This window comes from Mesorhizobium sp. M0189 (assembly GCF_040322135.1).
GTDB lineage: Bacteria > Pseudomonadota > Alphaproteobacteria > Rhizobiales > Rhizobiaceae > Mesorhizobium.
This window is the reverse complement of record NZ_JAMYSW010000050.1, coordinates 1-7,184: the sequence shown is the minus strand read 5'-3', so window position 1 is coordinate 7,184 and position 7,184 is coordinate 1. Positions and strand designations below refer to the sequence as shown.

Here is a 7,184-nt window from a genome sequence, read left to right as displayed (position 1 = left end):
CGCGGCTGTAGATAAATTCGGTCGTGTCCTGCAGGATAAGGATCGGACCTTCGTTCGCCGCAACGCGGGCCGCAGTCGCGGCGAAATGGCCGGCGAGAACGCTATGTTCGGTCACACGCGGGTTTCAAAGAAGCGGTAGGCCGCCTTCGCCGCCGCCCAGTCGCCGCAGGCCGCCGGGATTGGCTTGCCCGGCGCAGCTGACATCTGATCCAGCAACCGTCGCAGCCGACGGGCCAGACGCTTGTCGGGAAGGGCCGCCGCAGAAAGCTCTTCCTCCTGCCAAGCGGCTTCGCTGCTGCCGTTCTTGTCTCGCATCCGTGACGCCTCCGTGATTCGGCGTCACGGACAGAATCACGGCAGATTCATACTGAGCAATAGGCCCGCCGACGATGTGGGTAATCGGAAGCCGGTGAGGGCCGGTGAGGCCGGTGAGGGCCGCCTTGCTGAGGTAGGCTGAAGCTGCAGTCCTAGTGCAAGCACTAGGAGTAGCCCTGTGACGAAGGTGACGCCGCATAGCCGGCATCAACCCCGCAGCACGGGAAGCACCGACGGCTGCACCCAGCTTGTCGCCGACCGGCAGGATGACCTCCTGGAACTTCTCCGAGGAGCGCACGGACGCCGGAGATGATGATCTTGGCCGAGGTCAGTTCTGGACGGCGGTCTCGGACAGCCATTCTCGATAAGATAGACCGGGGGCGGCTGCCGCCGAGATAATCTCGACACAGCCGCGGCTTGACGTCGGCGCCGTAGTCGGCCGGTGATTTCTCATCGAGCTGCGTCTTCTTGGCCTTCATGATGTTGGGCAGCGAGGCGTAGCGTGGCTGGTTGAGGCGAAGGTCCGCTATCACGATGGCCGGCATCTTCAGTTCCACCGTCTGCAGGCCACCGTCCACCTCGCGTGTCACCTTGGCATGATCGCCGTCGAGCACGATCTTGGAGGCGAAGTGCCCTGCGCTCAGCCCAGCAGTGCGGCCGGCATCTAGCCGGTCTGGTTCGAATCATCATCGATCGCCTGCTTCCCGAGGATGACGAGGCCGGGCTTCTCGGCCTCGACGACGCCCTTCACCTTGGCGACGCCGAGCGGCTCGGTCTGCTCGTCGGTCTTGACCAAGATGGCGCGGTCGGCGCCCATGGCGAGTGCGGTGCCCAAGGTTTCCTGCGCCTGCTGCGGTCCGATCGATACGACGATGATCTCCGTCCGCCTTGCCGGCTTCCTTTAGCCGGATCGCCTCGTCAATCGCGATCTCCGGCAAGCTCGATGCCCATGCCATCCTGCTTAACGCGGATCTTCGCGTTATAATCAACGACAGGCTTCACCGGGACGAGTACCTTCATTTACAAAAACCTTGTCGAGATTTATCGTTACAGTTTCGCTGGCTTTTCATGGACGTCAGTCGTGTGACGCTCTTGTGTGCGCGTTGTGGCAAGTGTTTCACGTGATCAAACAGACCCCGGCCAAGCGGTCAGCAACATGATTGCATGATAGTTATGTCTGCTACAGTACAGCGATTACCTGCACTGTGACGTGAGGATCAAATGCAAACAACCGAAGTCTTTAACTACCTTCTCAGACGCTCGCCAAAGGGATCAAAGAAGGCTTGCAACGACGCATCGGCGTCATAGAGCTCCCGGGCAATTTCGATCTGCCACCCACTGTTCTCGATCAAATCTTTCGTCACACCATCGGGATGGTTGACATAGCCTAGTCCAATCGAAGTCCCAAGCGTGAAGCTTTTTACTCCCGAAGAGATAAAGCCAACGATCTCGCCGTTGAGTCGTATAAGCTCCTCGCGAAACAGAACCGGTACGGGATCGCGCAGCTTGAAAGACACCAGCCGCTTCTTGAGCGGCATCGATGCCTTCTGCGCTGCACTGGCTTCCTTTCCGATGAAACCACCTACCTTGTTCCAGTCGATCGTGAAAGCCAAACCTGCTTCGAGCAAGGTATCAACCGGTGTCAAATCCAGTTCGTATTCTCGATACGCGCGTTCGGAACGCAGATGTTCAAGTGCGTGATATCCGGCCGGTTTCAGATTGTGTTCGTTTCCAGCCTCCCACAGCACGTCGAACACATGCTGCACCATCTCAGACGGAATATGAAGCTCCCAGCCGAGCTCCCCTATGTAGGTCAAACGGTTGGCGATGACTCGGGCATAGCCCACGTCGATTTCCTGGCTGGTGGCAAACGGGAAGGCTTTGTTAGACAAATCGGCATCGGTCACCTTGCTAAGGATTTCCCGCGACTTAGGTCCCTGCAGAGACAGCACGGCGTAAGCAGATGTGACGTCGGTGAGAGTAACTTTCAAATCATCAGTAATATGCCGCATAATCCATGCCTTGTCGCGCGGGTGGACCGTAGCCGAGGAGATAATCAGAAACTGAGTGTCCGACAGACGGTTCACCGTGATGTCCGTTTCAATTCCACCTTTTTCGTTCAGCATATGCGTGTACACGAGCTTGCCGACCGGTACGTCCACATTGCCCGCGCAAAGCCTTTGAAGGAACGTGCAGGCATCGCGACCTTGGACAAGGTGTTTGCCGAACGAGCTTTGGTCGAACAGCACAGCGTCCGACCGTGCCGCCTCGCATTCAAGTTTCGTATTTTTGAACCAATTCGGTTCCGCGTAGGAATAGACATTTTCAGTGGAGCCGCCTTCGGCAGCGAACCACATCGGTCGTTCCCATCCCATCCCTTCGCCGAAGCTGGCACCGAGTTTTGCCCATCGATCGTGAAGGGCGCTTTTGCGGACCCCCCGTGAAGTCTCGGGCTGGTGCCATGGCCAATGTATCTTGTAGTGCAATCCCAATACTTCAGGTATCCGGTCACGCAAATATCTCAGATTGATCTGGAACGGGTGATAACGTGCAACATCGACAAAGCTGATATCCATCTGAGGCGCGCCCGCCACTATCCACTCAGCCAACGCGCGGCCTGCTCCAGCGCCAAATTCGATACCTTCGGAATTGTAACCCGCCGACACAAACAGATTTTTCATGCCGGGCACTTCACCGATCATGAAGAGGAGATCCGGCGTGAAGCTTTCCGGGCCGTTGAAAAACTTAGCAATCCCAGCATTTTGCAATGCGGGTATAATCTCAGTCGCCTTAGTCATCGGCAACTCGAAATGTTCCCAGTCTTCCCAAAGCTCAATAAAGGCCGAATCGTTCGGAAGCTTTTCCATCGGAAGCGCCTTGCCCCAAGGCTCAAATGCACCTACCAACAGTTTGCCCGCGTCTTCCTTGATATATACGTGTCCATCCGTATCTCGCAGGACTGGTAGCGTCGACTTCACGAAGTCCATAGGCTCGGTAACAGTGTAAAAATGCTCAGCAGCATAGAGGGGCACACGCACGCCCAGTTTCGCTGCAAGGTCTCGTGTCCAAAGGCCACATGCCAGAACCAGAACCTCGGCTTCGATAACCCCGTGGTTCGTGCGAACTTGATACGTCCCACCCGCCGTACTCCAAAGGTCGGTTACCTCAGTTTTCTCAAGAATTTTAGCCCCGTTCTTTTTTGCGCCGGCAGCCAAAGACATGCACGTATCGATCGGGTTCGTTTGGCCATCCTTTGGGATGAAGACGGCACCCTCAATGATCGAAGAATCGATAGCCGGATAAAGCTCCTCCGCCTCACGCGGCGAAATCATATGGGCTTCCAGGCCGAAGCTTTTTGCGACCGAGGCGTTGCGTGCAGTTTCATAGAGACGATCTTTGGTTCGAGCCACTCCAAGCGTGCCGTTCTGCTTAAATCCCGTGGCTTGGCCGGTCTCCGCCTCAAGCGAAGCATACAGTTCCGCATTGTATTTCGCAATTTCAGTCAGAGCATGTGTGCCTCGCGTCTGCATGATCAAGCCCGCAGCATGCCAGGTTGTCCCGGATGTAAGCGTATGCCGCTCTAGGATCACGACATCCTTTTCCCCGAGCTTGGCAAGGTGATAGGCAAGGCTCGTTCCAGCGATCCCTCCCCCAATGATAACGACGTCGTGAACTCGGACCGGCACTTCTCGAGGGCGGACGGGTGAATTTGAAATCATTTTATTTCCCTGGTGTTGGCGGAATTCCTTCGTTCGGGCTCTCTACTTTTGCGGAGAACGCGGTGCCGTTGGGGAACTCTGCTTCCAAAATTGCTGAGGACTGGATACGGCACACTGTGCCACTTATAGCCATATCTTTACTTGCTAGAGCCGGAGCAACTCCATCCGTAGGCGGGGGCCGGACGTAAGTATGGCCTTGACCAAAAACCCGCTGCACAGCTCGACCGCGTTGGGATAGACAATGGGCATACTAGTCACTCCAGCGCCGGACTTGACACCGATACGGACGCAGATCGCCTCAGCTCAAGCCCAACTTTGCGTTGTCGCGAGAATGCTTCGTAATCACACAAAACAGTGCGAGACCCGTTGGATGCGGGTTCCCCTGCTGCTGACTAAGCCTCTCGCGCAACGTCTCGCGCTCACCTAGTGCCTAACTCATGCTGCTCAATGAACCGCACATAATTCGGCCTCCAGCGATTGTTGATTTTGTCGGACAGAAAGCTCGTTCCCGAAGAGATAATATCTCATCTAGAATCCGCAATTAACCAATGTGGCTTGGTTGCGAGCAGTAATCCTGCGTTCAAAGGGCACAACACGAAGACTTGCTTGTTGGGAGCTAGCACCTATCACATCGTTTGCGGCGGCTGGCCTGCGAGAGATATATTTCGGCTCGTGCCGCACAAGCACTGCCGTGCTGTCCGACAAGCGATAATCTGAGGGCCCCCCTCCAGTGATGACCGCGGGTATTAGCGTTCCGGACCTTTGGCCATTCTGATAGGCTTGGGCGCCTATCCATCTTCGCACATTGATATTCTGCTGAAGATTGCCGCCGATGCCGGCGGCTGCACGCGCCGAGCGACAGGCCGAATGCAACGCGAGCAAAGGCCGAGAGAACCATACTCTGTGGGACGCGGTCGGCGCGGTCGTCGACCTCTTCGCCCCAGCCGAATGCGCCAATTACTTCAAAGCCGCAGGATATGAGCCGGATTAAAAAGGACGTGCCCTAGACGTCATGTTCCGAGGCCTGAGATCGGTGGCCCGCCCTTTCGTGCGATTAAAAGACGAGGGTTGCTCGGATGGGCCAAGCCGATCCTCACGCACGAAGACGAGCCATGGGAGAGTATAGCGAAGCATTTGTCGCGTTTGATGTAGCAAGAAAAAGCATGCGGTGGCGATCGCCGAGGGCGACCGCACGGGCGAAGTCCGGTGAGGTCGAGAATAGGCCGACGGCGGTCATTGGACATTGGCGCACCGGCGCTGGCTTGCCCGACAGAACTTCGAGCATACCGCGCAGCAGATCGTGTTCCAGGAGAAGATCGACGCGATCGAGGACGCGGCTCAGCGACTACACCGCCTGGATGAGCAGTTGCGTGTCAAACGGCTTCCAAAACTGACCCCCGATTGGGCTGCACAAGTTTTCGAAAATGTAACTCCAACAGAACAAACTTTTAACTACACCATTTGGCGTAAGTTCAGTTAGAGGGCCATGCCGTGTCTGAGCGGGCGTTTAAGCTAAAGATGGCGAGCATCAAAGGCTCATAGTGGACAAGAGGGCTCCCCGGCATTGTCCTGCCCCCAGCGCCGCATAACGCGCCGAGGCTGATGTGGCGTTTGCGATCTCCTCTGCAGGCTTCTGTCAAGTCATGGTCACGCCGTCCTTGGCGCTGTTCGAATCGTGCAGGCGATCGACCAGATGAAGCCAACCATCTCGCGTGCGATGGCGATATTTACAACGTTGGCATTCTTGCCGCGCGCGCTCAGCCGACGATATCGGGCACAGAGTCGAACCTGCGCTTTCTACCCGATGTCGCGAATGATTTTTGGCAGCGCCTCGATCCGGTCGACCTTGTGACGGGCGATGCGCGGCTTCATTCGGTAAGCCCAGGCGCCTTCAACCAGCGCACGCCGGGCGTGGCTGTTACCGGTTTTTGTAATGCCGGTATGTCGGATTGTCTCACCGCTTGATTGCTCGCTTGGCACGAGACCAAAATAGGCCATCAGCTGGCGCGGATTCGAGAAGCGTGTGAGGTCGCCGACTTCCGCGACCAATACCACCGCATTGATCAGTGCGATCCCCCGCATCGCCTGCAACGCGTCAACAGCTGGGCGCAGATTCCATTCGGGAAAAAGGCAGGATATCTATTCCTCGACCCGCTGCAGGCGCCGTTCCGCATCCATGACGGCATCGATATAGTCCTGAAATGCGATCTGCTGAGCGGGGTGTTGAAAGGTAGGGTCGACAGCCATCGCCGGTAAGCCATTCGCCACGCCGTTCCTTGCCCATGCATGCGGCCGTGACGCAGCAGAAAGCCTTCAAGATGCTGACGCGTATGCGTCACGATCTGTCGCACGACGCTGCGCAGTCGGATCAGATCGCGCATGGCTCGTGATCGGCATCAGGCACCCATACGGGCGTCAACTCTCCAGCGCGATGAAGACGGGCCAGTATGGTGGCGTCGCGACGATCTGTCTTTACCCGATCGCCAGGCTTGATCGGAATTAGTGACGGCGCCACCACATCGCACCGATGGCCGAGGCTTGTGAGTTGTCGATAAACGCCATAGCCGCACGGTCCGGCCTCATAACAAAACGCCAGCGGCCTCCCGGGACGCTCGAGACGGTGGCACACCTTGCTGATCGCGCCAGGATCATTGGCAATCTCGCCAAGGTATTCGACGACCCCGGAGCGTCCGCTCTCCGCCACGGCAATTGAGATCCGTTCTTTGGGAATATCCAAGCCAACAAATCGGGTATGTTCCATAAGGCCCGTCTCCTATGGATGAGGCTCTGTACCGGTCACCCGGCTTAACCCTCGTACCGTTGCATATCGGATGACGGGCCACCCTCAGGCCCAGTGACGTTGCCCCCAGTTTCTATCCAGTTTTGAGTTCGTTTCCGGCGTGGGTTGTGCCCTGCTGGGCGGGTGGAGCGACGGGCGCTGGCCCGGAGCCTTTGGCATAGCGCAGCGCGAGCGACCGTCGCAGATTGAAGGTGGTGACGAACTCGGCCGGTGTCTGCCAGGCGATTTGGGAATGCGGCCGCGCGGTGTTGTACAACACGACGAGAGAACGCCCACGGGACCGAGGAACGCAAGTTTCTTTATCCATGGCATCCCTGGGCCGGGCGTTGTGTTCACGTTCATGAGGTGAT

The 7,184-nt window shown here is 57.2% G+C and carries 3 protein-coding genes and 5 pseudogenes; 2 read left to right on the top strand and 6 right to left on the bottom strand.

The window, feature by feature from the left end; translation table 11 throughout:
* Positions 1 to 111: 111 nt before the first annotated feature.
* The 4 genes and pseudogenes from NKJ09_RS32305 to NKJ09_RS32290 form a co-directional block, all read right to left on the bottom strand.
* A complete protein-coding gene (locus tag NKJ09_RS32305; RefSeq protein WP_352764763.1) occupies positions 112 to 315 on the bottom strand; it encodes an IS4/Tn5 family transposase DNA-binding protein in 204 nt (67 codons plus the stop codon).
* 194 nt (positions 316 to 509) lie between these two features.
* Positions 510 to 656 (bottom strand): annotated as a pseudogene (locus NKJ09_RS32300) (FAD-binding protein); the annotation flags it as partial.
* Between the two features lie 66 nt (positions 657 to 722).
* Positions 723 to 1,335: pseudogene (locus NKJ09_RS32295) on the bottom strand (electron transfer flavoprotein subunit beta/FixA family protein); the annotation flags it as partial.
* A 224-nt stretch (positions 1,336 to 1,559) separates the two neighbouring features.
* Positions 1,560 to 4,034, bottom strand: a complete 2,475-nt coding sequence (locus tag NKJ09_RS32290; protein ID WP_352764761.1) for a GcvT family protein — start codon at positions 4,032 to 4,034, stop codon at positions 1,560 to 1,562.
* An 886-nt stretch (positions 4,035 to 4,920) separates the two neighbouring features.
* On the opposite strand from NKJ09_RS32290, the pseudogene NKJ09_RS32650 reads away from it, so the two are divergent.
* Both NKJ09_RS32650 and NKJ09_RS32285 read left to right on the top strand, forming a co-directional pair.
* Positions 4,921 to 5,025 (top strand): annotated as a pseudogene (locus NKJ09_RS32650) (IS630 family transposase); the annotation flags it as partial.
* 252 nt (positions 5,026 to 5,277) lie between these two features.
* The gene (locus tag NKJ09_RS32285; RefSeq protein WP_352764759.1) at positions 5,278 to 5,514 is read left to right on the top strand and encodes a hypothetical protein; all 237 of its coding nucleotides are present in this window, start codon (positions 5,278 to 5,280) and stop codon (positions 5,512 to 5,514) included.
* Positions 5,515 to 5,681: 167 nt separating this feature from the next.
* Here the strand turns inward: NKJ09_RS32285 and NKJ09_RS32280 are convergent.
* Together NKJ09_RS32280 and NKJ09_RS32275 are read right to left on the bottom strand one after the other, a co-directional pair.
* Positions 5,682 to 6,795 (bottom strand): annotated as a pseudogene (locus NKJ09_RS32280) (IS110 family RNA-guided transposase).
* A 112-nt stretch (positions 6,796 to 6,907) separates the two neighbouring features.
* A pseudogene (locus NKJ09_RS32275) lies at positions 6,908 to 7,184 on the bottom strand (IS3 family transposase); the annotation flags it as partial.

Excerpts from the sequence above, each read along its gene's own strand:
- NKJ09_RS32305 (WP_352764763.1), bottom strand. The coding sequence starts at position 315 with ATGCGAGACAAGAACGGCAGCAGCGAAGCCGCTTGGCAGGAGGAAGAG.
- NKJ09_RS32290 (WP_352764761.1), bottom strand. The coding sequence starts at position 4,034 with ATGATTTCAAATTCACCCGTCCGCCCTCGAGAAGTGCCGGTCCGAGTT.